Origin of the sequence: Streptomyces sp. NPDC057486, from assembly GCF_042802415.1 — a bacterium.
GTDB lineage: Bacteria > Actinomycetota > Actinomycetes > Streptomycetales > Streptomycetaceae > Streptomyces > Streptomyces yanii.
This window is the reverse complement of sequence record NZ_JBHVEE010000070.1, coordinates 20,230-44,023: the sequence shown is the minus strand read 5'-3', so window position 1 is coordinate 44,023 and position 23,794 is coordinate 20,230. Positions and strand designations below refer to the sequence as shown.

Genomic DNA, 23,794 nt, shown 5'->3' with positions numbered 1-23,794 from the left:
TCGGCTGATCGGGTGACTCCGAGGGCCGTACGAGCCGAGATAATCGAATGCAGACACGGAAAACCCCCTTTGGGGTGAACTCACCACAGGCAACTGCCAGTTCACCCTCTGTACGCAAAGATTCACGGAGTCGAGGCCACCGGTGCCCGCGATGTCCCCCATTGGACGGCGCCGGTGGCTCCATGTCTCTTGTGGGGGTTCCACCATTTTGAACAGCAACACCTTCCGACTCGCCGCACTGGCGGTCGCCGCCGCGCCCGTCGCCCTGCTGGTTGCCGCCCCGGCGCACGCCACCGGGTCCACCACGACCACCGGCGAAGGGAAGGCGAGCGCGGTCGTGCTCCGCACCGCACTCGACGTCTCACTCCTGAACAAGACGGTCGACGTGCCGCTGAGGACCACGCTCAACGAGGTTCACGCACCGGCGAGCGCCGAGGAGACCGCGCTCAGCGTGCGGCTCGACGGCGTGGCGCACGGCCGCCCGGTCGACGTGCTGCGTGCCGACGCGGCCACGGCGGACGCGACCGTCGACAAGCACAGGGCCGAGGGCTACAGCAACCTGGCGAAGGCCCGCGTCCATGTGCCCGGACTGCCGCTGCTCTCGCTCGTCGAGGTCGAGAAGGTCACCTCGAAGGCGGTCTGCGAAGTGGGTCACGAACCCGTTGCCGAATCGAATGTGCTGGGCCATGTCAGAGTCCTCGGCCGGAAGGTCACGCTGACGGCGGGCGGCACGACCCGGGTGGCGGTGCCCGGCGTCGGCGAGGTCGTCCTCGACCTGTCGAAGACGCAGACCACGTCGCGCACCGCCGCGGCGACCGCGCTGAGGCTGAAGGTGTCGGTCAACCCGCTCAAGCTCAATGTCGCCGACGTCCAGGGCGAGGTCACGCTCGTCGAGGCGACCTGTGAGACCCCGAAGGCGGCCGCTCCCAGCGCCGAGCCCACCGAGCCGGCGGGAGGCAATTCCGGCGGAGATGACAGCGGTGGCAGCACCGGCGGTGAGGTGAAGCCGCAGACCGGGACCGGCCACGCCCCTGCAGCGGTCGACACGAGCCTCGCGGAGACCGGTGGCAGCTCCACGACGCCGTACCTCGCGGGCGGAGCGGCGTTCCTGCTTGCGCTGGGTGCGGGCGCGACCGTCGTGGCACGCAGGCGCGCCCAGGACTGACACCGACCCGGCCCGAGGGGCGGGACCGGGGGAAACCAGGGGGCCAGGGGGAGCGGCGTTCACACAGGTGCGAGCGCCGCTCCCCGTCAGCGGTTCCTGGGGGAGGCGAGCACTTGGAGCGCCTGATCGAGCGCCTGCAGAAAGCGGTTGGTCGTCACGCGGTCGCGCACGGCCAGCCGCAGCCACTGCGGACCGAGCCCCGGGAACGTATCGCCGCGCCGCGCCGCGAACCCCAGCGCCCGCAGCCGCTCCCGCACCTCCGCAGCCCGCTCCAGCCGCACCAGCACGAACGGCCCTTCGGCGGGCTCCGCCACCTGCACTTCGGCGAACTCCATGAGCCCGGCGATCAGATGGGCCCGGTCCACCGCGATACGGTCCGCCGCGGCGGCCGCCTCCACCAGCGCCCGCGGCTCCATGCACGCCTCGGCCGCCGCCAGCGCGGGGGACGACACCGGCCACAGCGGCTGCGCCTCCTGGAGTGTGCCGATGGTCTCCGGGGACGCCAGCACGTAGCCGATCCGCAGCCCCGCCAGCCCCCATGTCTTGGTGAGGCTGCGCAGCACGACGAGGCCCGGGACGTCCGTACGTCCGCACAGCGCCTCGCGCTCGCCCGGCACCGCGTCCATGAACGCCTCGTCGACCACCAACGTCCGCCCGGGGCGTGCCAGTTTCTCCAGCGCGGCCGTCGGATGCAGGATCGACGTCGGGTTGGTCGGATTGCCGACCACCACCAGATCCGCCTCCTCGGGCACGGCCGCCGGATCCAGCCGGAAACCGTCCTCCGCGCGCAGCAGTACCCGCCCCACCGTGTGCCCGGCCGCGCGCAACGCCGCCTCGGGCTCGGTGAACTGGGGATGCACGACGACCGGCCGCCGGGCCGGCAGCGCCCGCGCGATCAGCACGAACGCCTCCGCCGCACCCGCCGTCAGCAGGACCCGATCCGCCGGCAGCCCGTGCCGTTCCGCGACCGCGGCCCGTGCACGGCCCCCGTCCGGGTAGGCGGCGAGTGTGGAGAGGGACGCGGTTATTCGCTCCTTCAGCCAGGCCGGGGGCGTATCGGTACGTACGTTGACGGCGAGATCGGTCAGATCCCGGCCGCGGACCTCCACGTCGCCGTGGTGCCGCAGATCGTGCTGTCCGTCCGCGCGGTTGACATCGGGTCTCTCAGTAGGAGTGTGCATGACTTCCAGAGGGTGTGGGGGGTGGGCTCATGACGATGGGGATGGAGCGACGGCAGGACGACTATGTGCCCGGCACCGCACTCGACGCAACGGTCGGATCCGGACGCGCGTGCGAAGCCCGCCGGGCCACCGCACAGGTCACCCTCCCCACCCGCCCCGCGGGGTTCGACTTCCGCTTCGGTACGAGGAGTTCGTCGGCGCGGACGAGAGCCGCCGCCTCCGCGACCGACGCCGAGCCGACCGCGGCGAGCACGGCGCCCGACGGGTTCGGGACGGCGACCGCGGCGAGTTCCTGCGCGCTGTACCCGCGTACGGGAACGCCCAGCCGCGCCGCCGCTCCGACGATCCCCGGCTCCTCGGTCTTCGAGTCGAGGGTCGCCAACTCCACGACGCCGCCGGGCGACAGCCCCGCCTCGTGCAGTACGGACGAGACGAGCTCCAGCACCTCACCGGCCGGCGCGCCCCGGCCCGCGCCGACCCCGACGACGAGCAGAACCATGGGGCGAGATCCTTCCGGGAACGGGAACGGGAGCGGGACAAGGAGCAGCTCCGGGATGCGCGGACCGCGGTCGATCGGCCGGCAGGAGCCCATGGCGGTGTTTGTGGTGCTCGGCGCGTTCCTGATGACCCTGGTGGGCGGTCGGGCCGCCCGGCGCGTCACCGACCGCCGCCACCCGGTGCTCGGCCTCGCGGACCGACGGCGTCACCCAGCGGCCCTCTCGACGAACCGCCGCGCGACGCCCGGCGCCGAGGCCCAGTGCGTATGCAGATAGCTGGCATGGACGCCCTGCTGCACGAAGCCCTCCACGCGCCGTTCCGGCAGATGCATGCCCCAGGCGGGGGAGGCACCGGCGCCCGGCTCCAGCACCGTGCGGTGGAACTCGTGCCCACGCAGCCGTGTGCCGACCGCGGCCAGCGGACTGTCGGTGAGTGCCACGGCCTCCCGGTAGCCGAGTGTCAGCCGCTTCGACATCCGGCCGTCGGCGTCGAGCACTCCGCACATCGGCAGTCCGTCGAGCGACCGCGAGAGATAGAGCAGCCCGGCACACTCGGCGGCAAGGGGAGCCCCGGCGGCGGCGAGATCGGCAACGGCCTTGCGCAGCGGTTCGTTGGCGGACAGCTCGGGGGCGTACACCTCCGGGAACCCCCCACCGATGACGAGCCCACGGGTGCCCTCGGGCAGCGCTTCGTCCCGCAACGGGTCGAACGTCACGACGTCGGCCCCGGCGGCGGTGAGGAGCTCGCTGTGCTCGGCGTAGGAGAACGTGAAGGCGGGTCCTCCGGCCACGGCGACGACCGGCCGGCCACGATCCGGCCCGCCCGGGCCACCGTCCAGCCGTTCCGGGCCACCCTCACCGTCGGCGTCCCTGCCTCCGCCCGCCTCCCGCACGGCCCCCGCCGGATCCCACGCCCCCGACGCGGCAGGCGTCCGCGGTGCCGACCGCGCCAACGCCATCAGCGCATCCAGGTCGCACCCGCTCCGCACCTGCGCGCCCATCGCCGCGACAGCGGCGACCGCGTCGCCCCGTCGCTCGGCCACCGGCACCAGCCCCAGATGGCGCGATGGCGTGGCCACCTGCTCGGCCCGCCGCAGCACCCCCATCACCGGCACACCGGACTCCTCCAGCGCCTCCCGGAGCAACATCTCGTGCCGGTCCGAGCCGACCTTGTTGAGGATCACCCCGCTGATCCGTACCTGCGGATCCCACGAGGCGAAGCCATGCACCAGCGCCGCCACCGACCGCGACTGCGACGACGCATCCACGACCAGCACCACCGGAGCCTGCAGCAGCTTCGCGACATGGGCGGTCGACGCCAGCTCGCCCCGTCCGGAGGCCCCGTCGTACAGTCCCATCACCCCCTCGACGATCGCCAGGTCGCACCCACGGGCCCCGTGCGCGAACAACGGAGCGACCAGCTCGGGCCCGCACATGTACGCGTCGAGGTTGCGCCCCGCCCGCCCGGTGGCCAGCGAGTGATAGCCGGGGTCGATGTAGTCGGGACCGACCTTGTGCGGCGACACGGCGAGGCCGCGCTCCGCGAAGGCCGCCATCAGTCCCGTCGCCACGGTGGTCTTGCCGCTGCCGGAGGCCGGCGCGGCAATCACCAGTCGCGGAACGGTCACCACTCGATGCCCCTCTGGCCCTTCTGGCCGGCGTCCATCGGGTGCTTCACCTTGGACATGTCGGTCACCAGGTCGGCGGCCTCGACGAGCTTCTCCGGGGCGTTGCGCCCGGTGATCACCACATGCTGCGTCCCCGGACGGTTGCGCATCACCTCGACCACCTCGTCGGTGTCGATCCAGCCCCAGTGCATCGGGTACGCGAACTCGTCGAGGACGTACAGCTTGTACGTCTCGGCGGCCAGGTCGCGCTTGACCTGCTCCCAGCCCTCGCGGGCCTTCTGCTCGTTGTCCGCGTTGTCGCCGTGCAGGCCGCGCTGGACCCACGACCAGCCCTCGCCCATCTTGTGCCAGGCGACCGTGCCGCCCTCACCGCTCGCGCCGAGGACCTTCAGCGCGTTCTCCTCCCCGACCTTCCACTTCGCCGACTTGACGAACTGGAACACCCCGATCGGCCAGCCCTGGTTCCAGGCGCGCAGCGCGAGCCCGAACGCGGCCGTCGACTTGCCCTTGCCGATACCGGTGTGGACGAAGAGCAGCGGACGGTTGCGGCGCTGGCGCGTCGTCAGCCCGTCGTCCGGCACCGTGGTCGGCTGTCCCTGCGGCATTAAGCGGCCCTCCTGTTGGGTCCGTTGGTTCCCTGAACGTCCCTGACGAGCCCGGCGATCGAGTCGGCCCGCAACTCGTCGAGCGTGACGGCGGTGCCCCCGAGATCGCGCGCCAGGGAGCCGGCCAGCCCGAGCCGCACGACCCCCGACTCGCAGTCCACGACGACGGACGCCGTGCCCTCGGCCTCGTGCAGCCGCGCGGCGCGCGCCGCCAGGGCCACCGGCTCCGGACCTCCGGTCGCCCGGCCGTCCGTCACCACGACCAGCAGTGGCCGCCGCGACGGATCGCGCAGCCGCTCCACCCGCAGTACGTCATGTGCCTTCAGCAGTCCGGCCGCGAGGGGCGTGCGCCCACCGGTCGGCAGCGTCTCCAGCCGTGCGGCGGCCGCGTCCACGGACGAGGTGGGCGGCAGTGCCACGTCGGCGCCCCTGCCGCGGAAGGTGATCAGACCGACCTTGTCCCGCCGCTGGTACGCGTCCAGCAGCAGCGACAGCACCGCACCCTTCACGGCGCCCATCCGCTGCCGGGCGGCCATCGACCCGGACGCGTCCACGACGAAGAGAACGAGGTTCCCCTCGCGTCCCTCCCTGGTCGCCTGCCGCAGATCGTCCCGCCGCACCACCAACCCCCGGCCCGACCGCCCGCGCGCCCGCTGGTGCGGGGCGGCAGCCTGGACGGTCGCGGCGAGATGGAGTTTGGTCAGGGCCCCCTCGGGCCGCCGCGCCCCGGTGGTACGCCCGTGTTCGGTACGCGCCCGGGACCGCCGCCCCGCCGCGCCCTCGCCGAGACCCGGCACGCTCAGCATCTTCGTGCGGAACGGCTCGGCGGCGCGCACGGGCTGCTGCTCGCCACCGTCGGCCGGCCGGCCCTGCGAGGGCAGTCCGGGCGTGTCGCCGTTCCCCGCCCCGGGCTGCGGCGGAGTGTCGGGCCCGTCCCCTTGCGGGGGCCGCCCACCCCCACCCGGCCCGTCCGGATCGGGATCGTCCCCGCCCCCGTCCCCTTCACCGCTGTTCTGCTCCAGAGTGTCGTCGAGCTTGTCCTCGTCGAGACCGGGCGCGTCGAACGGATTGCGGCGGCGCCGGTGGGGGAGCGCGAGCAGGGCGGCCTGCCGGACGTCCTCGGCGAGCACGTCGGTACGCCCCGCCCACGCGGCCAGCGCGGTCGCGGTGCGGGCCATCACGATGTCGGCGCGCATCCCGTCGACCTCGAAGGCCGCACAGGTGGCGGCGATCTGCCGCAACGCGCGGTCCCCGAGCACCACATGGGGAAGAAGCGCCCGCGCCGCGGCGATCCGCTCCCGCAACTCCCCTTCCTCCTGGGCCCACCGGGCGGCGAACCCGGCCGGATCGTCGTCGTACGCGAGCCGCCGCCGTACGACCTCGACCCGTTGATCGGTGTCGCGTGACGCGGAGACCTCGACGGTCAGCCCGAACCGGTCGAGCAACTGCGGCCGCAGCTCGCCCTCTTCGGGGTTCATCGTTCCGACGAGCAGGAACCGCGCGGCATGCCGTACGGAGACACCTTCGCGTTCCACGTACGAGGCACCCATGGCCGCCGCGTCCAGCAGCAGATCCACCAGGTGGTCATGGAGCAGGTTGACCTCGTCGACGTACAGGATTCCGCGATGCGCATCGGCGAGCAGCCCCGGCTCGAACGCCTTGACCCCCTCGGCGAGCGCCCGCTCGATGTCGAGCGCCCCGACGAGCCGGTCCTCGGAGGCGCCCACCGGCAGCTCCACGGTCCGCGCCGCACGCGACACGCCGCCCCCGGCCTCGTGGGGACCGTCGGGACACGCCGGATCGGGTGATACCGGGTCACACGAGAAACGGCAGCCGGAGACGACATCGACCTCGGGCATGAGCGCGGCGAGCGCCCGCACGGCGGTGGACTTGGCGGTCCCCTTCTCCCCACGCACGAGCACACCGCCGACAGCGGGCGATACGGCATTGAGCAACAATCCGAGCCGCAGATCGTCCTGCCCGACGACGGCTGTAAAGGGATACGGGGTACTCACAGAGCCTCCTTGACGACGTCATCCATCCGTGGGCCGCATTCCAGCCCGTCCGGCGTTCGAGGACCGGGGCCCGGGGCGGAGCCCCGGTTGCGGGAAGGGGCGGGGCGGGGAGGAAAGCCCGCCGCAGGCGTTCCCCTCACGCCAACCCCCCAGCCACCCCAGTCCCACGGCCCCCACGGGCCGCCGGCACCTCCGGCGCCCCGGGGCCCACAAAGGGCAGTCCCTCCGGCACCCCCGCCTCGATCAACCGCATCAACGCCCCCGTGTCCGCGTGCTCCTCGATCAGATCCCCCAGCCGATCCAGCTGCTCCTCCCGCAACGCCCCGAAACCGGTGTCCGGTGCGGCCACGAACCGACGTCCCGCCGCCCGCGCGACCTCCCCCAGGAACCGCCGCCGGAACGCATCGCTCTCCAGCGACCCGTGCCAGTGCGTGCCCCACACCGCGCCGACCCGGCACCCGTCCAGGAACGGCTCGCCGCCCCGCACATCGGCGACCCCGTGGTGGATCTCGTACCCCTCCACCGGTTCCCCGAGTGCCGTACCGACCGGCCGGGCGAGGGTCTTCTCGCGGTCGAACCGGATCCGCACCGGCAGCAGCCCGAGCCCGTCGACCCGCCCCGCCCGCGACTCCACCTCGTCCTCGATCCGCTCCGCGAGCACCTGGAACCCGCCACAGATGCCGAGCACCGGACGCCCCTCCGCCGCCCGCCGCAGCAGCGCGTCGGCCAGCCCCCGTTCCCGCAGCCAGGCCAGCGCCTTCACCGTCCCGCGCGTGCCGGGCACGATCACCAGATCCGCGTCGGTCAGCTCCTCCGCCCGGTCCACGAACCGGACCACGACACCCGGTTCGGCGGCCAGTGCGTCCACATCGGTGAAGTTCGACATCAGCGGTACGGCACACACCGCGACCCGCAGCACGTCCTCGCCGTGCGGCGGCGCGACGACCGACTCGCGTACGGCCCCGCGCAGCGAGACCCGCAGTCCGTCCTCCTCGTCGATGCCCAGACCGTGGGCGAACGGCAGCACTCCGTACGTCCGTCGCCCGGTCAGCCCGTGCAGCATGTCGAGACCCGGTTCCAGGAGCGACACGTCGCCGCGGAACTTGTTGACCAGATAGCCGGCGATCAGCGCCTGGTCCTCGGCGCCGAGCAGTGCCGTCGTGCCGAAGAACGAGGCGAAGACGCCACCGCGGTCGATGTCGCCGACGACGACGACGGGGAACCCCGCGGCCCGCGCGATCCCCATGTTCACGATGTCGGTGCGCCGCAGATTGATCTCGGCCGGGCTGCCCGCCCCCTCGCAGATCACGGCGTCATAGGTGCCCCGAAGCTGTTCCAGGCAGCCCACGACCGTACCGAACAGGGATTCCTGTCGCCCCCCGTGGTAACCGCGCGCGCTCATCTCGCCCACCGGCCTGCCCATCAGGACGACCTGACTGGACCGGTCGCTGCCGGGCTTGAGCAGCACCGGGTTCATCAGCGCGGTCGGTTCCACCCGGGCGGCCTGCGCCTGCATCGCCTGTGCTCGTCCGATCTCCGCGCCCTCGCGGGTCACGAACGAGTTCAGCGACATGTTCTGCGCCTTGAACGGCGCGACCTTGACGCCCTGGCGCACCAGCCACCGGCAGATGCCTGCGGTGACGACGCTCTTGCCCGCGTCCGACGTGGTTCCGGCGACCAGCAGTCCGCCGCTCATTTCCCGCTCCGTCCCGCGGCCGGACGCCGCCCCGGGGGCGACCACCGTCCCGCGATCAGCCGGCCCGCCGCGCACACGCCGAGGGCCAGCACCCCCACCCGGCGCGACAGCCGCACCGCGCGCTCGATGTCCCCGGTCTCCACCGCACGGCCGGTCGCGCCGTTCAGTACCGGCCGGTGCTCGACACGTCCGCCGTACGCGAGGGTCCCGCCGAGCCGTACGCCGAGCGCCCCCGCGAACGAGGCCTCCACCGGACCCGCGTTGGGGCTCGGATGCCTGCCCGCGTCCGCCCGCCAGGCCCGCAACGCTCGCCGTGGCTGCCCCCCGGCAACCACGGCGAGCACGGCGGTGAGCCGGGCGCCGGGCCAGCCCGCGACGTCGTCCAGGCGGGCCGAGGCCCAGCCGTAGCGCAGATGGCGGGGCGACTTGTGCCCGACCATCGCGTCGAGGGTGTTGACGGCGCGGAAGGCGACGAGTCCGGGTACGCCACCCAGCGCGCCCCACACCAGCGCGCCGACCACCGCGTCCGAGGTGTTCTCGGCCACGGACTCCACCACGGCGCGTGCGATCTGCGGCCCGTCGAGGGAGTGCGGGTCGCGCCCGCACAGATGGGGGAGCCGCTCCCGGGCCAGCTCGATGTCACCGGCGGCGAGCGCGCCGCCGACGGCGCGCGCCTCGCGACCCAGCGAGGTGCCGCCGACGACGGACCAGGTGGCGGCCGCGGTCAGGGCGACGGAGGCGGCGGGATGACGGCGTACGGCACGGGCGGCCAGCGCGGCTCCACCCGCGGCGCCTCCGGCGCAGACCAGGGTGTGCAGGGCGCCCCACCCGCGGTGGTCGCGCCACAGGCGCCGTTCGACGCCCGCCGCGGCCCGCCCGAAGGCGGCGACCGGATGCCCCCGGCGGGGATCACCGAGCAGCAGATCGCCGATCAGACCGGCGGCGGCGCCGTACGCGAAGATGCGGTCGGCTCGCACGGCTCAACCGGCCGAACTGCCTCGAAGAACCTTCGTACAGCCGGCTCCTGGTGGGAGCGGCACAGAAACGGCGGACGCACGGCAGCCGGGCATGGCGATATGTCCTCACTCAGGGTCCGCGCCCTGGTTCGACGTGACCGGCGGCGAGAGTCTCCTGGCTCCCGGATCCGCAGTTCCCCCGGCCTTCCAGCCCGCGTGCGCGAGCCGTGACTTCCGGTGTGGGGGACTGCTCCCCGGTGACAGTGGCGGGACCGCGCCGGATTCGCACCGGCTTCCTCTGCTGTCGCCGTAAATGGCTCCGGCAGTCCACCACGCTGCGCGAACGCCCGTCAACCTGGCGTTGACCTGCGGCGGTGCAGTGTGCGCAGACGCACATCGGGCCGGACACACGCGAGGTGTGTCCGGCCCGACGGGGGAGCGCGGGAAGGGGCTCAGGCGACGATCAGATAGATCCCGTACGCGACCGCGGCCGCGCAGAGCCCGAAGCAGAGGTACGCACCCGCACGGGCGAGCACGAGGGAGCCTCCGGCGGAGCCGCCCTGTGCGGCCGGTTCGGGCTGCTTGGAGAGTCCGACGATGCCCAGGGTGAAGAGGCCCACCAGTGCGACGGTGACGACGAGCGAGACGCCGAAAACGGAGCCGAGAGCTGCCCAGTCGATGTTCATGGTGATCTGTCCTTACACCGTGGCGGGCCGCGCCGGATCGGCGGCGACGGTTCCGGGCTGGGCCGGGATGGTGGTCTTGAGGTCCGTGGTGTCCACTGCCGTGGCGATCGCGGCCGCCCCGGTGGGCGGCGGGGTGACGGCCGCGATGGCGGTGGTGATGACACCCGCCGGTTCGGCGTCCTCGCCGTCGGGCGCGACATCGTCGTGCCCGACCGGCTTGCGCCGGGACAGCAGCCAGATCGCTCCGGAGCCCGCGACGAGCAGGACGGCGACGACGGCGACACCCCAGGTGCCCTGCTTGGTGAGGAACTCCGCGCCCGCGCCGACCAGACCCGCGGCCGGCAGGGTCAGACCCCAGGCGACGAACATCCGGGTGGCGGTGGACCAGCGGACCACACCGCCCCGGCGGCCGAGCCCCGCACCCATCACGGCGCCGGAGCAGGACTGGGTGGTGGAGAGGGAGAAGCCGAGGTGCGAGGAGGCCAGGATGACTGTGGCCGCGCTGGTCTGGGCGGCGAAGCCCTGCGGCGGCGTGAGCTCGGTGAGGCCGCTGCCCATGGTGCGGATGATGCGCCAGCCACCCAGGTAGGTGCCGAGTGCGATGGCCAGACCGGCGGAGACGATGACCCAGACCGGCGGGTTCGAGCCGGGGGACAGGACTCCACCGGTGACCAGGGCCAGGGTGATGATGCCCATGGTCTTCTGCGCGTCGTTGGTGCCGTGGGCGAGCGAGACCAGTCCGGCCGAGGCGATCTGGCCGGCCCGGTAGCCCTTGGCGGTGGCCTTCTCCTGGGCGTCGTTACGGATCCCGCCGCCGATCCGGTAGGTCAGCCTGGTCGCCAGCAGTGCGGCGAGACCGGCGACGACCGGGGCGGCGACCGCGGGAAGCAGCACCTTGGTGACGACGGTGCCGCCGTCGACCGAGGACCAGCCCGCCGACATCACCGCGGCACCGATCAGGCCGCCGAAGAGTGCGTGGGACGAACTGGACGGCAGCCCGACCAACCAGGTCAGCAGATTCCACAGAATGGCGCCGACGAGGGCCGCGAAGATGACTTCTGTCCGCAGCCCGTCCTCGTTGATGATCCCGCCGGAGATCGTTTTGGCGACCTCCACCGACAGGAACGCGCCGACGAGGTTGAGAGCGGCGGACATGGCCACCGCTGTCTTGGGTTTGAGGGCACCGGTCGAGATGGTGGTCGCCATCGCGTTCGCGGTGTCATGGAAACCGTTCGTGAAATCGAACACTAGAGCTGTCACGATCACAATCGCGAGTAGCAGCGTGATGTGTTCCATTTACCCAGGCAATCGTTCGACGTCATTGGCACGTGGAACGTAGGCAACCTGGGTGAACGGAAGATGAACTGGGCGGGGCCCTGCGGTGACTCCAAACGGAGTTGGGTCGTTCTCTTTGTCGGATCACCGACAGTCGATGCGGGGCGCAGCGCCTGCCGTGGCCGGATTTCGCCTCTCCCGCCCCGCGTTGCGCCCCGCGACCCGAGACCGGGAGGCCTCCGAAAAGAGATGTGGGTCACCCGGGGTCTCCTGCCGCGACGGCCCCGCTGGCAGGATTCCCTCATGAGGGATCATCACGAAGGCGCGCACAACGGGCACAACAGTCATAACGGGCATGACGCGGACGATGCGCGCGACGCGATCGAGCAGGCCTGGAACGGTGTCGTCGCCACCGCCCGCAGGACCGCGACGGAGGGCCTCGTCGTCGGCACCTCGGGCAATGTGTCGGCGCGGGTCGGTGATCTCGTCCTGGTCACGCCGAGCGGTGTGCCGTACGACCGGCTCGGCCCCGGCGACACCGTGGCCGTCGACCTCCACGGCAACCAGGTGCTCGGCGTCCTTGCCCCGACCAGCGAACTCCCGCTCCACCTGGCGGTCTACCGCCACACCGACGCCGCCGCCGTCGTGCACACCCACGCCGTGCACGCCACGGCGGTCTCCACCCTCGTCCCCGAGGTCCCGCTGGTGCACTACGCCGCCGCCATGCTCGGTGGCCCCGTCCGTACCGCGGCCTATGCGCGCTACGGAACGCAGGAGCTGGCCGAGCACATGCTGGCCGCCCTGCGCGACCGTACGGGCTGTCTGCTCCGCAACCACGGAACGGTCACCTACGGATCCACCCTCGACCAGTCCTACGACCGCACCGCCCAGCTGGAATGGATGTGCAGGCTCTGGCTCACCGCGAGCTCGGTACCCGGCCACACCCCGTCCCTGCTCTCCCTCGCTCAGCTGCGCGACGTGCAGGACGCCCTGAAGGGGTACGGACAACCCGGCTGACCGGGAGGGGGCGGCCCGGCGAGCCACCGGACGGCCCCCGTCCACTGGCCGGGCACGACACACCCCCCGACACTGAAGCAGTGCGCCCGGCTACAGCGACGGCAGCAGCCGTCACCACCATCCTCGGCGTCGGTGCGGCAGCGGTCGTGGCCGGCCGGTACGCCAGCGACGTCGCCCTGAGAGCGCCGTCCGGACGGCCGTTCCCCGCCGACCGGAAACTCACCGTGCACGCCACGGCGGCCGGGCAGGTCACACTGACCCGCTCCTTCGCCGCGCTGCGGCCCGGTACGTACGGACTGGTGGGCGACGGCGTCCAGGCCGTCGTCGGCCCGGTCGTCGAGCAGGCACCGCACGCCGCCGACGCCGTCGTACGCAGACTGGAACGCGTCAACGACGGCATCCTGGAACCCGGCGCCCAGGTCCGGATCACCCCCGCGCTGTACAGCGGTGACCCCGGCACGGCACTCGGCCTCGACCACAGGGACGTCGAGATCCCCGGTGAGCTCGGCATCCTGCCCGCCTGGTTCGTGCCCGGCCCCCGGGACACCTGGGTCATCACCGTGCACGGCCTCGGTACCACCCGCGAACACCCCATGAACATCATGGAGTTCCTGCACCGGCTGCGGCTGCCGGTCCTCGGCCTGGCCTACCGCGGCGACCCCGGAGCCCCGCGCTCCCCGGACGGACTCGCCCACCTCGGCGAGTCCGAATGGCGCGACCTGGACGCGGCCGTCCGCTTCGCCCTGCGGTACGGCGCCGAGAAGGTCGTCCTGCACGGCTGGTCCACCGGCGCCTCCATGGCGCTGCACGCGGCCGTCAACTCCGCGCTCCGCGAGCGGATCTGCGGCCTCGTCCTGGACTCCCCGGTGCTCGACTGGGCCACCACCCTGCGCGCCCTGGCCACCGCCCGCGGCGTCCCGGCCCCGCTGCTGCCGCTCGCCCTGCGCGCCGCCCAGGGCCAGACCGGTCTGCGCGGCTCCCGGCTCCTCGACACCTCCCTCCCGCAGGCCCTGCGCGCCCCGACGCTGATCTTCCACGGCCCCGACGACACCCTGGCCCCCTGGCAGCCGAGCCGGGAGCTCGCCGAGCGCCGTCCCGACCTGGTCGCCCTGCATCCCGTACCGCAGGCTCCGCATGCGGCGATGTGGAATGCCGATCCGGCCCGTTACGAAGAGGCGCTGCGGCGCTTCCTGACGCCGCTGATGTGAGCTGATGCGAGGGATCGGCCGGTTGGTACCAGCTGGGCCCGCAGCCCCCTTCCGTCGCGAATCCGGGTTCCGTTTGGGCTTTCGGGCCGTCAGAGGCAAGACTGCTCCCCGTGACGTCCCGTACCCCGCGCGACTCCAGGCTGCGACTTGTCCGCCCGCGACCCCTTGCCACCGCCCGCAAGGCCGTGACCACCCGGCGCACCAGGCCGGCCCCCCGCCCGCCCGAGGGCACCCCGCCCCGTGCGGAACTGGCCCGCCAGGCCAGGGCCGCGCTCGCCGACGCCGTACGGATCGCCCGCTGGGCCGCCGACGGCGCGAGCCCCGGCACGGCCCCGCTCGCCGCCCACGCTCTCGAACGGGCTGCGACCGCACTGGAATTGTCCCCGGCACAGGTCCGCTCCGGCTGGGACCGGGCCCGCCTGGCCGGCCTCGTCGAACTCCACGGTGAGACCGCACGCCCCGGCTGGCGGCTGCGCGCCTGGGACCGTGACGACTCCGCCGTGCTCCGTGGCTGGGTGGCGCTCTTCGACGCCTGGTCGCTCGTCCACCCGGCGCCCGAGGGCATCGAGTCCACCGCGGTCGCCGAGGCCGTCGAGGCCGTACCCCAGGTGCTCTCCCTCCTGCAGCTCTCGGCGGGCCCGGTCACCGTGCCCGCCCTCCTCGATCTCCTCGGCCAGCGCGTCGCCGAACTCCACGAGGAGCGGTGCGAGGTGCCGTACGGACCGGAGGCACCGGCGGAACCGGCGGCACCCGCTCCCACCGCGCACCCCGCCGCCCTGGTCGCGCTGCTCCTCGACTGGGCACTGGAGGGACTGGCCGCCGTCGGCGCACTCACGCTCGGCGTCGGCCATGCCACCCTCACGCCGCTCGGCAACTGGGCGGTCTGGGTCAAGCTGGAACAGATCTGCGTCGCCGCCCAGAGCCCGGCCGGGAACATCGAGCAGTCCGCCGCCGACATGCTGCTCGGCTGCGCCCGGCTCACCCCCGGACCGGCCCGCGCCGAGTACCGCGCCTGGCTGGCCGCCCGCCCCGTCGGCAGCGCCGTCGCCGAACTGCTCGCCGTCGCCCGCGGCGAGGACGCACTGCTGCGCGGACTCGCCTTCGAGGCGCTCCGGGTCGTCGGCGCCCCCGCCGAGCCGGTGGTGCGCTCCGTCGTCACCGACCCCTCACTGCGCCCGTACGCGCTGCTCTGGCTGGCGGAGTACGACGGAACCGACCCCGAGGACGCCCAGGAGGTCCTCAGCCGCGAGGAAGCCACCTGGCTCTGGGTCGACACCGCGGCGGCCGTCGCCGACCACGGCGAGACGGCGCTGCTGGTCCGTCATCTCGACTCCGCCGTCCAGGGCACGGTGCCTGCGCTGCTGGACGAGGTCCGCGCCGTCGGCCACCCGCGCACCGTCCAGGTGCTGGTGGCGCTGGCCGCCGCGCATCCGGACCCCGCGCTGGCCAAGGCCGTCCGCCGGGCCGCCTTCCAGGTGCACACCGGCGGCGCGTAGGAATCAGTGAGGAGCGCCCGGGGACGCGCACGCGGTCAGTCCGCGGACCCTGGGGCGTACGTCCCGAAGCTCCACACATTGCCCTCCGCGTCACGCGCCATGTAGTCGCGCGACCCGTAGTCCTGATCCGTGGGCGGCATCAGGATCTCCACCCCGTACTCGACGGCCCGCGCATGGTGCGCATCGACCTCGTCCACCACGACGTACACCCCGCTCGGTCCCGCATCCGCCATCGCCTTGGCGAAGGTCCCCCCGCGCCCCTTGGAGCCCAGCATCACCCTGCCGTTGCCGCAGGACAGCTCCGCGTGCAGCACCGTGCCGTTCTCGCCCTCGTACACCGCTTCCTCGGTGAACCCCAGCCCCTTCGTCAGCGTCCTGATCGCGGCCTTCGCGTCGTCGTACAGAATCGTCGGGTAGATCGTCGGAACCCCGGCCGGTGCGCCCGCCATGGCGCTCACCTCTTTCCACTCTCCATTGTGATTCGCGTCTCAGTCCTCCGTCGGCCACCGGCAGTGGTCGGCTCACCGGAAGGTGTTGCAGTCGGCCATGTCGCCGCTGCGGAAGCCGGTGGTGAACCACTGCTGCCGCTGCGCCGCCGAGCCGTGCGTCCAGGACTCCGGCGTGACCCGGCCCTGGAACTTCTCCTGGATCCGGTCGTCGCCCACCGCGGCGGCCGCGTCGAGCCCGTCCCGGATGTCCGCCTGCGTCAGCGAGGTGATCAGCGGCCGCCCGGTCGACTCGTCCGGCGTGGTCGTCGCGTGGTGCGCCCAGACCCCGGCATAGCAGTCCGCCTGCAGCTCCACCTTCACGGCGTTGCTGCCGGAGCCCGTACGGCCGTCCTGCGAGCGGCCGAGCGTCCCCATCTGGTTCTGCACATGGTGGCCGTACTCGTGCGCCACGACGTACGCCTCGGCGAACGGGCCGCCGCTCGACCCGAACGTGGTCCGCAGTTCGTCGAAGAACCCCAGGTCCAGATAGACCTGCCGGTCGGCCGGACAGTAGAACGGCCCGACCGCCGAGGTGGCCGAACCGCAGGCGGTCCCGATCCGGTCGGTGAACAGAACCGTCCTCGCGTCGCCGTACCGAGCGCCCCGGCGGGCGAACTCCTGGCGCCAGAAGTCCTGCACGCTGTTGACCACGGCGACGGTGCGGCAGTCGTCCCTGGTGTTCGCGTCCTGACCGGTCCGGCAGCTCTGCTCGACCTGCGCCGCCGACGACGCGGTCGCCGTCGTACCCGAGTCGCCCGACGAAAGGCCCAGCTGGTCCGGGCCGACACCGAAGAGCAGACCCAGGACCAGGGCGATGAGGCCGGCGACACCGCCGCCCACCGTCGCCCTTCCCCCGGGGATCCGGCTGCCGCGTACGTCACTGACCTCGGAGGTGTCCAGATCGGCGTCGTCGTCGAACTGCATGGGGCCACCACTTCTCCGATCCGGCCGCGGCTGCCTCACCGCACTGCGCCGAGTATCGGATAGTTCACACCGCTATGCCTGTTCCGGTGGCCGGACGGAGGCAGGTGGCGGCGCCGGAGGGCGTCCTGGGCGAGTGATCGGCAAATGCCGTAGGAGCATGCGGAAAAGCAGTTGCACACCGCCAGTAGAATGGCCCGTATGGCAATTCTCCTTGTGCATGAGTAGCGGCGTCGAGTCGAGACTCTGAAGTCGTCCCGTCCGCCGTCCATCACCGCCCTGGAGTTTTTCCGTGATCACCGCTTCCGGTATCGAGCTGCGTGCCGGTGCCCGCATCCTCATCGAGTCCGCCAGCTTCCGCATCGCCAAGGGCGACCGCATCGGCCTCGTCGGCCGCAACGGAGCGGGCAAGACCACCCTCACCAAGTGCCTCGCCGGCGAGGGCACACCGGCCGGCGGCACCATCGCCCGCTCCGGTGAGGTCGGCTACCTCCCGCAGGACCCGCGCACCGGTGACCTCGACGTCCTCGCCCGCGACCGCATCCTGTCCGCCCGTGGTCTCGACGAGATCCTGCGCAAGATGCGTGAGAACGAGGATCGGATGGCGAACGGCAAGGGCGCCACCCGCGATAAGGCGATGAAGAAGTACGAGCGGCTGGAGACGGAGTTCCTCACCAAGGGCGGTTACGCCGCCGAGGCCGAGGCCGCCACCATCGCCGCAGCGCTCAGCCTGCCCGACCGCGTGCTCGGACAGCCGCTCCACACGCTCTCCGGCGGTCAGCGCCGCCGTGTCGAGCTGGCCCGCATCCTGTTCTCGGACGCCGACACCCTGCTCCTCGACGAGCCGACGAACCACCTCGACGCCGACTCCATCGTCTGGCTGCGCGACTACCTGAAGAACTACCGCGGCGGCTTCGTCGTGATCTCCCACGACGTCGAACTCGTCGAGACGGTCGTCAACAAGGTGTTCTACCTCGACGCCAACCGCTCGCAGATCGACATCTACAACATGGGCTGGAAGCTCTACCAGCAGCAGCGCGAGGCCGACGAGAAGCGCCGCAAGCGCGAGCGCCAGAACGCCGAGAAGAAGGCGGCTGCGCTCAACTCGCAGGCCGACAAGATGCGCGCCAAGGCGACCAAGACCGTCGCCGCGCAGAACATGGCCAAGCGCGCCGAGCGGCTGCTCTCCGGCCTGGAGGCCGTCCGGGTCTCGGACAAGGTCGCCAAGCTGCGCTTCCCCGAGCCCTCGCCGTGCGGCAAGACCCCTCTGATGGCGGAGGGGCTGTCCAAGTCCTACGGTTCGCTCGAAATCTTCACCGACGTGAACCTTGCCATCGACAAGGGATCCCGCGTGGTCATCCTCGGCCTCAACGGTGCCGGCAAGACCACCCTCCTCCGGCTCCTCGGCGGTGCCGAGAAGCCCGACACCGGCGAGGTCATCGAGGGCCACGGGCTCAAGCTCGGCTACTACGCCCAGGAGCACGAGACCCTCGACCCGGAGCGCACGGTCCTGGAGAACATGCGCTCCGCCGCCCCGGATCTCGACCTCGTCGAGGTCCGCAAGACGCTGGGCTCGTTCCTCTTCTCCGGTGACGACGTCGACAAGCCGGCCGGAGTGCTCTCCGGCGGGGAGAAGACCCGTCTGGCGCTCGCGACCCTGGTGGTCTCCTCCGCCAACGTTCTGCTCCTCGACGAGCCGACGAACAACCTGGACCCGGCCAGCCGCGAGGAGATCCTCGGCGCGCTGCGCACGTACAAGGGCGCGGTCGTCCTCGTCACGCACGACGAGGGTGCGGTCGAGGCGCTCCAGCCGGAGCGGATCATTCTGCTGCCGGACGGCGTCGAGGACCTGTGGGGTGCGGACTACCGGGACCTGGTCGCCCTGGCCTGATTCCCGCTCCGGGTGGTTTCCTCGCCCGCTGTCGGTTGATCCACTCCGACTGGATCATTCGGCCTACGCGTGATCCATCATCTGCGTGAGGACCTCTCGTACCTCGACGCGGCGCCCGGCAGATACCTGCCGGGCGCACCCGTGTGGGGCCCTGCCCCCTCGTACGGCCCTGACCTGGCTGTTCGTCTCAACTCCGCTCCGGAACGCCCCTGAAGCCCGTCGGAATGGGAGATTCCGCTCGTGAAGGCGTATTCCCGGGGTGCGAAACCGGATGTACGGACCTTGCCGAATGGGTGGCCAGGAAGCCCTCGAGGGGTGATCATGAGAATCCAGAGCGCACTTCCCATGAGGAGGCACGGGTGGCCGAGACTCTGAAGAAGGGCAGCCGGGTGACCGGCACCGCGCGCGACAAGCTCGCGGCAGACCTGAAGAAGAAGTACGACTCCGGTGCGAGCATCCGGGCGTTGGCCGAAGAGACCGGCCGCTCCTACGGATTCGTCCACCGGATGCTCAGCGAGTCCGGGGTCACGCTGCGGGGACGCGGCGGAGCGACACGGGGCAAGAAGGCTGCCACGGCCTGACGGCCCCAGGCCCTGTCGTCGAACTGCCGTCTGCCGTCCTTGGGGCGAGTGCGGCAGGTCGACGACGGGACCTGGGCGGATCGGGACACGTCGCAGGACGGACATGCCCCGAGGGCTCACCGGTTTCGGGCGGTGACCACCCGGTCGACCACGTGGCCGACCGGGTGGTTACTGTTCAGTCACTTAGCTCGACATGCGACTGCACCCGACCCGGAGGCGCCCCATGACCTCGCTCGACCCTGTGCTCGACCAGGACGGCGTACGACTCACCGTCGATGACGCGGTTGCCACGGTGACCCTCACCAATCCGGCCAAGCGCAACGCTCAGTCCCCCGCTCTGTGGCGGGCGTTGACAGAGGCCGGACGGGCGCTGCCCGGCAGCGTGCGGGTCGTCGTGCTCCGTGGCGAGGGCAAGTCCTTCTCCGCGGGGCTCGACCGGCAGGCGTTCAGTCCCGAGGGGTTCGACGGTGAGCCGTCCTTCCTCGACCTGGCGCGCGGCAAGGAGTCCGAGCTCGACGCGACCATCGCCGAGTACCAGGAGGCGTTCACCTGGTGGCGCCGCAACGACATCGTGTCGATCGCGGCGGTCCAGGGGCATGCGATCGGTGCCGGCTTCCAGCTCGCCCTCGCCTGCGATCTGCGGATCGTCGCCGAGGACGTGCAGTTCGCCATGCGTGAGACCAGCCTCGGTCTGGTCCCCGACCTCACCGGCACGCACCCCCTGGTGCACCTGGTCGGATACGCCCGCGCCCTCGAAATCTGCGCCACCGGCCGCTTCGTCCACGCGGAGGAGGCCGAGCGGACCGGTCTCGCCAACCTCGTGGTCCCCGCCGACGAGCTCGACGCGGCGACCCATGAACTGTCCGCGGCGCTGCTGGCGGCCCCGCGTGACGCCGTCGTCGAGACCAAGGCGCTGCTGAGCGGTGCGGTCTCGCGTACGTACGAGGACCAGCGCACCGCCGAGCGCGCGGCCCAGGGCCGCCGACTCCGCGACCTCGCGGGCCTCACCGACTGAGGCTGTCGGGCTCTCCCTCCGCGCGGGCGGTCGTGCCCTGGCACGCACGCACCGGGCCCCGCCCGCCTCCCGATCGAAGGCAGCCCGACGGCCTCTGAGGACACGGCACAGGGTGGTCCCCCCGGCGGGAGCCGCCCGGTCGCCCCGTGTGCGCGGCGGTGGCGACGACTCAGGGCCGGTTCACGTGCCCCGGAGCCGTGACGATCCCGGTGGCTCGGTGTCCACCACCGCGACGGCCGGTCCGTTCATCCCGTGTCCACCACCGCGGTGACCAGCACGGTCACCGGCGGATGTCCGTCCACGGCGTCCGCCACCGCCGTTCGCACCGCCCGTGCCACATCGAGCGCCCGGTGGTTCGCGTCCGTCGCCAGCTCGACCCGCACATGGTCCGCGGCCGTATGCACCGCGCTGCCCAGCACCCGGGTCAGTGTCGCGACACCGGGGACCGCGGCCGCCGCCGTCCCCGCCGCGCCCTCCGGCTCCGCGCCGCGTACCGCGGCGGGCTCCGGGGCCGCCCGGTCGGGGACCGCGTCCAGCAGCTCCGTCACCCGCAGATCCACCTCGTTGACCACCAATCCGAGCCGTTGCGTGGCCGCCGTCCCCAGGACCGAGCGCAGGGCGGCCGCGGCGGCGGGCAGCGGCCGGTCGGCCGTCGCCGACATCGTCGCCTCGATCCGCAGCGGTCCGGGCGGCAGCGCGCTCGGCGGCGACGGCAGCGCCGGGTCCGGGGCCGTGTCCGGGTCCGCCACGGTGATCCGTACGTCACCGAGCACCGGGCCGGGACCCGATGCGCCCACCGAGCGCCGCAGCACCGAGACCACGGCCCGCTCCGCGATCCACGCACCGTCCGCCGGACCACCCAGGGGGAGCAGTCTGCCCAGGCCGAGCCGCTGCCGTACCGCCGCCGTCCATCCGTCGGCCCTGTGCGGGCTGTCAGCCGTCGTCATTGCCCCAGCCTGCCGCATCCACGGCGCGAGGCGGGGCAAGCGCACTTAATGTGGGCAAGGAAGTCCGACCCTGCCCCGAAGGGAAGAGTGGCGATGACCGAGACCCCGCAGCGGAACCGGCCCGAGAACCCCGACAGCGCGACGGGGGACGACAGTCGAAGGAGTCCGCTGACCAAGCGCGGCGGAGGAGATCCCGCCACCCGCGGCCGTACCACCATCGCGGACGGTGTGGTCGAGAAGATCGCCGGTATGGCGGCGCGCGACGTGCTCGGTGTCCACGCGATGGGCAGCGGTCTGTCCCGTACCTTCGGCGCGGTGCGCGACCGGGTCCCCGGCGGCGGCAAGTCGGTCACCCGCGGCGTCAAGGCCGAGGTCGGCGAGTCGCAGACCGCCCTTGACCTGGAGATCGTCGTCGACTACGGCGTGTCGATCGCCGATGTCGCCCGTGACGTACGGGAGAACGTCATCGCGGCGGTCGAGCGGATGACGGGTCTCGAGGTCGTCGAGGTCAATATCGCGGTCAGCGATGTGAAGCTGCCCGACGAGGAGGGCGAGGACCATTCCGAGCCACGTCTCCAGTAGGCCTCCCACCCGAGGCAGTTGAGGAGCGCACGATGAGCATGGCTGTGGTCGGCATGGTGGCCGGCATGGCGCTCGCATTCGCCGGGTACTTCGGCGGGTTCGGGGCCTTCCTGCTGGTTGCCGCATTGGGAGCGATCGGGTTCGTCGCCGGTCGCTTCCTGGACGGCGATCTGGAGCTCGGCGACTTCTTCCGGAGTCGCGAGCGCGGCGACCGACGGCGGTGACGGCGTTGTCGGGGGTGTTCGGCAGGGTCCCTGCCGCGGAGCGGGGCGAGACCCGGATCGCCGACCGGGTCGTCGCGAAGATCGCCGCACAGGCGGCGAAGGAGGTTGTCGTCGAGCCGCCGCGGGAGGGTGCCTCGCCGCGCGCCACCGTCACGGTGCACCGTGAGACCGCCCGGGTGCGGGTCAGTCTGGAGCTCGGATATCCCACCGACATCGGCCGTCAGTGCGGTGCCGTGCGTCGGCATGTCATCGAACGGGTAAAGGCGTTGGCGGGGATGGAAGTGCCCGAAGTGGCCGTACAGGTCGAGCGTCTGCACCCCGCGGGAGCGAGCGCCGCGGCACAGGGGAGGATCCGATGACCGAGCCCCGGGAGCCGGACAACAGCACGCCGCGCCCGCCCGCCGGCGACCCCGTGGAACGCGGAGGCGGACTGGCTCTCGACCAGTCGGCCTCCGCCGCGGCGTACGACCCGGCGTCGGTGAAGGAGCGCAGCGGTGGCAGCGCCGGCCGCTTCTGGTCCGCGCGCCGCATCCCGGCCGGGTTCCTCGCGCTGGTGGTCCTCGGCGGGTCCGGCCTGCTGCTGTACGACGTGGCCGCGGTACGTGCCCATCACCCGGCCATGCAGTGGCGCCGCGCGCTCGCCGACGACCTGGCGGAGCGGCCGCTGAACAATGTGTGGGTGCTGGCCGGTGCCGCGGTCGCGGTGGCGATCGGTGTGTGGCTGATCGTGCTCGCCGCCACCCCCGGTCTGCGTGACGTGCTGCCGATGCGTCGCGACCGTCCGGGGGTACGGGCCGGGCTCGACCGGACCGCCGCCGCCCTGGTCCTGCGCGACCGGGCCGTGGAGGTGTCCGGCGTGCAGTCGGTGCGGGTCCGGATGGGGCGTGCCAAGGTCGCGGTGCGTGCCGTGTCGCACTTCCGTGAACTCGACGACGTGCGGGCCGACTTGGACACCGCACTGGGCACGGGGATCGAGGAGCTGGGCCTGGCGAAGCCGCCGAGCCTGTCCGTGCATGTCCGCCGTCCGGCGAAGAAGGGGTGACCGCGGTGCTCAGGACCGTGAACCGGGTACTGCTCGGGCTGGCCGGACTGGTGCTGGTCTGCGGCGGCGGCGCGGTGCTCGCCGCCGGGCTCGGCCTCTCCGTGCCGTCCTGGTGGCCGTGGGACGGCAGGAACGATGTGCTGCTCAGCAGGGCCGACCGGGACCGCTGGCGTGCCGACGGCTGGTGGTGGCCGACCGTCCTCGTGGTCCTCGCGGTCCTGGTCGTCCTCGCGTTGTGGTGGTTCCTCGCCCAGCTCCGCCGCGCCCGTCTCGCCGAGGTGCTGGTCGACAGCGGCGACGGCGAAGGGGCGCTGCTGCGCGGCCGGGCCCTGGAGGGCGTGCTCGCCGGTGAGGCGGGGACGTTGGACGGGGTGGCCCGCGCCCAGGTGATGCTGGTCGGCCGGCGCAGTAATCCGCGGGCGCGGATCCGGCTGCTGATGGAACCGCACGCGGCACCGGACGAGGCCCTCGGCCGGCTCACGGACGAGGCCGTGGCCCACGCGAGGGACTCGGCGGGTCTGGCGGAACTGCCGGCGGAAGTGCGGCTGAGGGCCGTCAGGCACCGTGCGGAACGGGTGAGCTGAGGACGGGGACGTCCGGCAGCGGCGGAATCGAGCCGTCAGGAGGGCCCTCCCTCGCCCTTTCGCCATGGGAGGGGAGGACGGGAAGGTCGCGGGG

21 protein-coding genes, 4 pseudogenes and 1 riboswitch are annotated in these 23,794 nt (G+C 72.4%); of the genes and pseudogenes, 13 read left to right on the top strand and 12 right to left on the bottom strand.

Annotated elements, in window-relative coordinates:
• Window positions 1-208: 208 nt before the first annotated feature.
• The gene (locus ACFU6I_RS28500) at window positions 209-1,165 is read left to right on the top strand and encodes an SCO1860 family LAETG-anchored protein (protein ID WP_384371834.1); all 957 of its coding nucleotides are present in this window, start codon (window positions 209-211) and stop codon (window positions 1,163-1,165) included.
• Between the two features lie 86 nt (window positions 1,166-1,251).
• Here the strand turns inward: ACFU6I_RS28500 and cobC are convergent.
• Window positions 1,252-2,298 (bottom strand): annotated as a pseudogene (cobC, locus tag ACFU6I_RS28495) (Rv2231c family pyridoxal phosphate-dependent protein CobC); the annotation flags it as partial.
• Window positions 2,299-2,449: 151 nt separating this feature from the next.
• Window positions 2,450-2,845: pseudogene (locus tag ACFU6I_RS28490) on the bottom strand (cobalamin biosynthesis protein); the annotation flags it as partial.
• 91 nt (window positions 2,846-2,936) lie between these two features.
• On the opposite strand from ACFU6I_RS28490, the pseudogene ACFU6I_RS28485 reads away from it, so the two are divergent.
• Window positions 2,937-3,038: pseudogene (locus ACFU6I_RS28485) on the top strand (permease); the annotation flags it as partial.
• Between the two features lie 11 nt (window positions 3,039-3,049).
• Here ACFU6I_RS28485 and ACFU6I_RS28480 read toward each other — a convergent pair.
• The 7 genes and pseudogenes from ACFU6I_RS28480 to ACFU6I_RS28450 form a co-directional block, all read right to left on the bottom strand.
• Window positions 3,050-4,474, bottom strand: coding sequence for a cobyrinate a,c-diamide synthase (locus ACFU6I_RS28480; protein ID WP_384371832.1), 1,425 nt, complete (start codon window positions 4,472-4,474; stop codon window positions 3,050-3,052).
• Window positions 4,468-5,076, bottom strand: coding sequence for a cob(I)yrinic acid a,c-diamide adenosyltransferase (gene cobO / locus ACFU6I_RS28475; protein WP_345513722.1), 609 nt, complete (start codon window positions 5,074-5,076; stop codon window positions 4,468-4,470). The genes ACFU6I_RS28480 and cobO overlap by 7 nt, the downstream gene beginning before the upstream one ends.
• Window positions 5,076-7,091 carry a putative cobaltochelatase gene (locus ACFU6I_RS28470; protein WP_384371830.1) on the bottom strand — a complete coding sequence of 672 codons (2,016 nt, stop codon included), beginning with the start codon at window positions 7,089-7,091 and terminating at the stop codon, window positions 5,076-5,078. The genes cobO and ACFU6I_RS28470 overlap by 1 nt, the downstream gene beginning before the upstream one ends.
• Window positions 7,088-8,787: pseudogene (locus ACFU6I_RS28465) on the bottom strand (cobyric acid synthase). Before ACFU6I_RS28465 ends, ACFU6I_RS28470 begins: the two are co-directional and overlap by 4 nt.
• On the bottom strand, window positions 8,784-9,764 hold the full coding sequence (locus tag ACFU6I_RS28460) for a cobalamin biosynthesis protein (RefSeq protein ID WP_384371828.1): 981 nt from the start codon (window positions 9,762-9,764) through the stop codon (window positions 8,784-8,786). The pseudogene ACFU6I_RS28465 and the gene ACFU6I_RS28460 overlap by 4 nt, the downstream one beginning before the upstream one ends.
• 147 nt (window positions 9,765-9,911) lie before the next feature.
• Window positions 9,912-10,043, bottom strand: a riboswitch (cobalamin riboswitch).
• Between the two features lie 152 nt (window positions 10,044-10,195).
• Window positions 10,196-10,429, bottom strand: coding sequence for a hypothetical protein (locus ACFU6I_RS28455; protein ID WP_384371826.1), 234 nt, complete (start codon window positions 10,427-10,429; stop codon window positions 10,196-10,198).
• 12 nt (window positions 10,430-10,441) lie between these two features.
• Window positions 10,442-11,725 carry an anion permease gene (locus tag ACFU6I_RS28450; RefSeq protein WP_384371824.1) on the bottom strand — a complete coding sequence of 428 codons (1,284 nt, stop codon included), beginning with the start codon at window positions 11,723-11,725 and terminating at the stop codon, window positions 10,442-10,444.
• Between the two features lie 282 nt (window positions 11,726-12,007).
• Between ACFU6I_RS28450 and ACFU6I_RS28445 the strand changes: the two genes are divergently transcribed.
• From ACFU6I_RS28445 to ACFU6I_RS28435, 3 genes are all read left to right on the top strand, one after another.
• Window positions 12,008-12,721 carry a class II aldolase/adducin family protein gene (locus ACFU6I_RS28445; protein WP_384371822.1) on the top strand — a complete coding sequence of 238 codons (714 nt, stop codon included), beginning with the start codon at window positions 12,008-12,010 and terminating at the stop codon, window positions 12,719-12,721.
• Between the two features lie 80 nt (window positions 12,722-12,801).
• Complete coding sequence (locus ACFU6I_RS28440) at window positions 12,802-13,929, top strand: alpha/beta hydrolase (protein WP_384371820.1); 1,128 nt, start codon at window positions 12,802-12,804, stop codon at window positions 13,927-13,929.
• A gap of 185 nt (window positions 13,930-14,114) precedes the next feature.
• Window positions 14,115-15,425: a hypothetical protein gene (locus tag ACFU6I_RS28435; RefSeq protein WP_384371843.1), complete on the top strand. Its 1,311-nt coding sequence runs from the start codon at window positions 14,115-14,117 to the stop codon at window positions 15,423-15,425.
• Window positions 15,426-15,460: 35 nt separating this feature from the next.
• Here ACFU6I_RS28435 and ACFU6I_RS28430 read toward each other — a convergent pair whose 3' ends face one another.
• Together ACFU6I_RS28430 and ACFU6I_RS28425 are read right to left on the bottom strand one after the other, a co-directional pair.
• Entirely contained in the window at window positions 15,461-15,874 is a 414-nt protein-coding gene (locus tag ACFU6I_RS28430; protein WP_384371818.1) for a VOC family protein, read from the bottom strand.
• 72 nt (window positions 15,875-15,946) lie between these two features.
• The gene (locus ACFU6I_RS28425) at window positions 15,947-16,837 is read right to left on the bottom strand and encodes a neutral zinc metallopeptidase (protein WP_384371816.1); all 891 of its coding nucleotides are present in this window, start codon (window positions 16,835-16,837) and stop codon (window positions 15,947-15,949) included.
• 289 nt (window positions 16,838-17,126) lie between these two features.
• Here ACFU6I_RS28425 and ACFU6I_RS28420 point away from each other — a divergent pair, with 289 nt between their 5' ends.
• From ACFU6I_RS28420 to ACFU6I_RS28410, 3 genes are all read left to right on the top strand, one after another.
• Window positions 17,127-18,725 carry an ABC-F family ATP-binding cassette domain-containing protein gene (locus ACFU6I_RS28420; RefSeq protein ID WP_384371814.1) on the top strand — a complete coding sequence of 533 codons (1,599 nt, stop codon included), beginning with the start codon at window positions 17,127-17,129 and terminating at the stop codon, window positions 18,723-18,725.
• 359 nt (window positions 18,726-19,084) lie between these two features.
• On the top strand, window positions 19,085-19,306 hold the full coding sequence (locus ACFU6I_RS28415) for a helix-turn-helix domain-containing protein (RefSeq protein ID WP_037691626.1): 222 nt from the start codon (window positions 19,085-19,087) through the stop codon (window positions 19,304-19,306).
• A gap of 223 nt (window positions 19,307-19,529) precedes the next feature.
• The gene (locus tag ACFU6I_RS28410) at window positions 19,530-20,321 is read left to right on the top strand and encodes an enoyl-CoA hydratase/isomerase family protein (RefSeq protein WP_384371811.1); all 792 of its coding nucleotides are present in this window, start codon (window positions 19,530-19,532) and stop codon (window positions 20,319-20,321) included.
• Between the two features lie 245 nt (window positions 20,322-20,566).
• On the opposite strand, the gene ACFU6I_RS28405 is transcribed toward ACFU6I_RS28410, so the two are convergent.
• Window positions 20,567-21,268, bottom strand: coding sequence for a hypothetical protein (locus tag ACFU6I_RS28405; RefSeq protein ID WP_384371809.1), 702 nt, complete (start codon window positions 21,266-21,268; stop codon window positions 20,567-20,569).
• A gap of 93 nt (window positions 21,269-21,361) precedes the next feature.
• Here ACFU6I_RS28405 and ACFU6I_RS28400 point away from each other — a divergent pair, with 93 nt between their 5' ends.
• From ACFU6I_RS28400 to amaP, 5 genes are read left to right on the top strand one after another with little or no spacing between them, the layout of a single operon-like run.
• Window positions 21,362-21,850: an Asp23/Gls24 family envelope stress response protein gene (locus ACFU6I_RS28400; RefSeq protein ID WP_345513708.1), complete on the top strand. Its 489-nt coding sequence runs from the start codon at window positions 21,362-21,364 to the stop codon at window positions 21,848-21,850.
• Between the two features lie 32 nt (window positions 21,851-21,882).
• The gene (locus tag ACFU6I_RS28395) at window positions 21,883-22,074 is read left to right on the top strand and encodes a hypothetical protein (RefSeq protein WP_266987111.1); all 192 of its coding nucleotides are present in this window, start codon (window positions 21,883-21,885) and stop codon (window positions 22,072-22,074) included.
• Between the two features lie 5 nt (window positions 22,075-22,079).
• Window positions 22,080-22,433 (top strand): hypothetical protein, encoded by a 354-nt coding sequence (locus ACFU6I_RS28390; protein ID WP_327247094.1) that lies wholly within the window; start codon window positions 22,080-22,082, stop codon window positions 22,431-22,433.
• Entirely contained in the window at window positions 22,430-23,116 is a 687-nt protein-coding gene (locus ACFU6I_RS28385; RefSeq protein ID WP_384371807.1) for a DUF6286 domain-containing protein, read from the top strand. The genes ACFU6I_RS28390 and ACFU6I_RS28385 overlap by 4 nt, the downstream gene beginning before the upstream one ends.
• 5 nt (window positions 23,117-23,121) lie before the next feature.
• A complete protein-coding gene (gene amaP, locus ACFU6I_RS28380) occupies window positions 23,122-23,700 on the top strand; it encodes an alkaline shock response membrane anchor protein AmaP (RefSeq protein WP_384371805.1) in 579 nt (192 codons plus the stop codon).
• The last annotated feature ends 94 nt before the right edge of the window (window positions 23,701-23,794 follow it).

What these genes read in the sequence shown, in the direction of transcription:
- cobO (WP_345513722.1), bottom strand. Translation starts at nt 5,076, where the DNA reads ATGCCGCAGGGACAGCCGACCACGGTGCCGGACGACGGGCTGACGACG.
- ACFU6I_RS28455 (WP_384371826.1), bottom strand. Translation starts at nt 10,429, where the DNA reads ATGAACATCGACTGGGCAGCTCTCGGCTCCGTTTTCGGCGTCTCGCTC.
- ACFU6I_RS28450 (WP_384371824.1), bottom strand. Translation starts at nt 11,725, where the DNA reads ATGGAACACATCACGCTGCTACTCGCGATTGTGATCGTGACAGCTCTA.
- ACFU6I_RS28445 (WP_384371822.1), top strand. Translation starts at nt 12,008, where the DNA reads ATGAGGGATCATCACGAAGGCGCGCACAACGGGCACAACAGTCATAAC.
- ACFU6I_RS28430 (WP_384371818.1), bottom strand. Translation starts at nt 15,874, where the DNA reads ATGGCGGGCGCACCGGCCGGGGTTCCGACGATCTACCCGACGATTCTG.
- ACFU6I_RS28425 (WP_384371816.1), bottom strand. Translation starts at nt 16,837, where the DNA reads ATGCAGTTCGACGACGACGCCGATCTGGACACCTCCGAGGTCAGTGAC.
- ACFU6I_RS28410 (WP_384371811.1), top strand. Translation starts at nt 19,530, where the DNA reads ATGACCTCGCTCGACCCTGTGCTCGACCAGGACGGCGTACGACTCACC.
- ACFU6I_RS28405 (WP_384371809.1), bottom strand. Translation starts at nt 21,268, where the DNA reads ATGACGACGGCTGACAGCCCGCACAGGGCCGACGGATGGACGGCGGCG.
- ACFU6I_RS28400 (WP_345513708.1), top strand. Translation starts at nt 21,362, where the DNA reads ATGACCGAGACCCCGCAGCGGAACCGGCCCGAGAACCCCGACAGCGCG.
- ACFU6I_RS28395 (WP_266987111.1), top strand. Translation starts at nt 21,883, where the DNA reads ATGAGCATGGCTGTGGTCGGCATGGTGGCCGGCATGGCGCTCGCATTC.
- ACFU6I_RS28385 (WP_384371807.1), top strand. Translation starts at nt 22,430, where the DNA reads ATGACCGAGCCCCGGGAGCCGGACAACAGCACGCCGCGCCCGCCCGCC.